This window comes from Dietzia cercidiphylli (assembly GCF_014145145.1).
In the GTDB taxonomy this organism is placed as follows: domain Bacteria; phylum Actinomycetota; class Actinomycetes; order Mycobacteriales; family Mycobacteriaceae; genus Dietzia; species Dietzia natronolimnaea.
Genome location: NZ_JAALEA010000391.1, coordinates 1 through 2,827 on the forward strand (window position 1 = coordinate 1; position 2,827 = coordinate 2,827).

Below are 2,827 nucleotides of genomic sequence, written 5' to 3' on the forward strand. Positions count from 1 at the left end.
GGATGATCCCCGGCGCCATGGTCAAAGGCATGGGAGGCGCGATGGACCTGGTCCACGGCGCCAACCGGGTGATCGTGATGATGGACCACGTCACCCGTAAAGGGGAGGTCAAGCTGATGGCCGAGAACTCCCTGCCGTACACCGGCCGCCGGTGTGTTCAGCGTGTCGTCACCGATCTGTGCGTTCTGGACATCGGACCCGAAGGGTTCCGGCTCGTCGAGTCGGCGCCGGGCGTCACGATCGGGGAGATCCGGGCCAAGACGGGCGCCGAGGTCCACACCTAACCGGTCATCAACAAGCACGCCCCGGGTGACGTTCGTGTAGTGGTCGTGGGCACCCAAGCCAACACGAGTAGCCTTCCCACTTGTCCGCTGCCGGGGCTGATGCACGTTTAGGTGACGCGAAGGCCCCTCCGTCATCAACGTCACCTATCCGTTCACCAGGCTCTCTTTCTCGGCGGTGGTAAGAAGGTCGGTGGCATCGAGGTAGGCGGTATCGCGTAGGGCTGCCTCGAGAACTTGGACGTAGGGAAGGCGCAGTTCGGTAGCCATGTCGTCGAGCGTCGTTCGGGCCGGCAGGCCGCGCAGGCCGCGGGTGCGCCACAGGTGCAGATTCTGGCGAGTGATCCCGATACGGCGGGCCAGCTCGGCCTCACCGACGCCGAAGCGCTGGTTCGGCACCTGTTCACGCGCAGGTCACGCGGCCTGTCGGGCACTACGGGCGAGGGGCAGTTCGGGGAGGGTCGAGTTCGCACAATTTACAACTCGGCATCGTTAGCTTTACAGAATATAAGTTATCGGCGTTCACATCATGGCTGGTCGAGCCCCGTTTTGGGGGCACAGTGTGTTCCAACGTTATTTTATGAGTGGTCCTCGACGTCCCCGGTGATTTGGGCTAAGGCTGCGGTTAGGTCATCCCCGCTGGGGAGTGCCTCCTGCTCTGCGGTGGGTAAGGCCTCATAGCTGAAGGTTGAGACGGCCAGGGGCGCGCCGGCCGGGTTCAGCGCGTAGCGGACGACACGATCGGCAGACCAGGCTCCCGACGGTCGGGGCATGTGCGGTACGGCGCAGGCGATCCTCGACGAGGGCGACGTAGAACTGCAGCTGTCCGGCGTGTTCGGGCTTGAACTTGCCGGTCTCGAGTTCGATGACTACATACCGCAATTGCTCGACGTGGAAGAACAGCAGGTCAGCATAGAATTCCTCGCCACCGACGTCGAAGTGGACCTGCTTTCCCGCGAAGGCGAATCCTGGGCCGAGCTCCCGCAACGTGTCGACGATCCGGTCGGTCAGAGACTCCTCGAGTCCCCGTTCGGCGACCTCGCCGGACAGATCCAGAAAATCAAGGATCAGCGGGTCCTTGGCGATCTGTTGGGCGAGCTCGGAATCGTGCGCAACAAGCTGTTGCGCGATTGGCTCCGCGGTCCAGGAGCCGGCGATGCTCACCTGAACTGCCAGGGGAGAATGGAGGTAGGCTCCGACAGGCGTAGCGCACGGCCGGGTTCGGTGAGTTGAGGCGGCTTTCGCTGAGCGTTAGGGCGTGCGGGATCACCTGGTGAGTCTCGTCGGGGTCTGGTGTGGATCGGGTGTGGCGCGGTAGTCTGGGGGCACAACGGGCCGGATACCGGAACGTTGCCTGCCGAGGGCTCCCGCGAGGGGGCCCTCGTTTTATTTAGGGCTCCCAGGTGCGTTGCCGGTGGGTGTTTTGGTAGATCAGGTGGGCGAGTTTGTCGGTGACTGCTTGAGCTCGGGGGTGCTGATTGTGCACCGCCTGGGCTCGGCGGTGGATGTAGACGGCCATGTCGACGGCCTGTAGGCCGGGGGTGTGGCGTGAGTCGGCGAAGTTGATGGGCGCGGAGATGTGCTGAAGTCGGCTTGGCCGGTATCCGCCGGTGCCGAAGTCTTGGTAGGCGCTGAACTGGTCCTGGTGTTGGGCGCTGGTGGCGATCTCGTCGGCGATGACGATCGACTGCTCTCCGGCGCCGTGTTGGGCAGTGTAAGTGTCGATCTGCTCGAGCAGGTGGCGGAACACTACGGTGTGGGGCTGTTGCGGGTACCGATATCGGGCGTTGAGGCGTCTGACGTCCACCCCTTCGAAGAGGTACCGCACGCCCGCGTGTTGTGCTGCCCGTAGGACGGCACTGTAGAGGCCAGCTGCTTCGCGGTGTTTGCCGCGAAGGTTGGCCCACTGTCCTGCGCCGCCCATGATCTCGTGTCCATGGAACTCGGCCGTGGGATCGGTGCCGTGTTTCGTGGCGGTTCGCTCGGCGATCTGGGTGTAGAGCTGGTGGAGTTGCTCCCATTGGTCGTAGTCGGCGATTGCTGCCCCGATGTAATAGAGGTCCTGGTCGTAGGACTCGTCGACATAGGCGATCAGCACGTAGTCCATTGTCTCACTCGGGCGCGACAGGCTTGTGTGGCGCGGGCCGCGGTGGCCCGGGACCCGCCTTGTTCTTCGTTGGTTGGCAGGGGTGCTCCGACGGCGAGGTTCCGGCCGGTTTGCTGCGCACTGGCGCGACGGGGATGCTTCGGTTCGGCGCCTGCGGTAACGTTGGTAACAGGTCGCGTTACCGGTTACCGGTTACCGGTTACCGAATGTTGAATCTGGAGGGGTTGCCATGTCGTCGTCGGAGAAGATCGCTCACGCCTATGGGGTGCTCGTCGCGCGGGGAGACAAGGTCACCGTGCGGGCGGTGCAGAAACAGGCGGGGGTGCGGATCGGCGAGGTGGCGGCATGGATGCGCGAGCACGCCGCGGGCGCGTCGGGTGAGGTGCCGGAGGCCCCGGATTTGTCGGAGCCGATGTCGGCGATGGTGGCGGCGGTGTGG

Annotated in this window: 4 protein-coding genes and 1 pseudogene; 2 read left to right on the plus strand and 3 right to left on the minus strand. The window is 64.3% G+C overall.

The features are described 5' to 3' along the window. Positions 1-284 (plus strand): CoA-transferase (locus G6028_RS13665; RefSeq protein WP_277817610.1); only part of this gene is annotated, 284 nt, incomplete at its 5' end. Positions 285-428: 144 nt separating this feature from the next. Here G6028_RS13665 and G6028_RS13670 read toward each other — a convergent pair. The 3 genes from G6028_RS13670 to G6028_RS13680 all read right to left on the minus strand — a co-directional run bounded on the left by G6028_RS13670 (position 429) and on the right by G6028_RS13680 (position 2,388). Next, positions 429-680 (minus strand): helix-turn-helix domain-containing protein, encoded by a 252-nt coding sequence (locus G6028_RS13670; RefSeq protein WP_182659199.1) that lies wholly within the window; start codon positions 678-680, stop codon positions 429-431. 276 nt (positions 681-956) lie between these two features. Further along, the gene (locus G6028_RS13675; protein ID WP_338404229.1) at positions 957-1,445 is read right to left on the minus strand and encodes a PDDEXK nuclease domain-containing protein; all 489 of its coding nucleotides are present in this window, start codon (positions 1,443-1,445) and stop codon (positions 957-959) included. Between the two features lie 226 nt (positions 1,446-1,671). Continuing rightward, positions 1,672-2,388 carry a DUF3800 domain-containing protein gene (locus G6028_RS13680; protein ID WP_182659200.1) on the minus strand — a complete coding sequence of 239 codons (717 nt, stop codon included), beginning with the start codon at positions 2,386-2,388 and terminating at the stop codon, positions 1,672-1,674. A gap of 229 nt (positions 2,389-2,617) precedes the next feature. On the opposite strand from G6028_RS13680, the pseudogene G6028_RS13685 reads away from it, so the two are divergent. Then, a pseudogene (locus tag G6028_RS13685) lies at positions 2,618-2,827 on the plus strand (hypothetical protein); the annotation flags it as partial.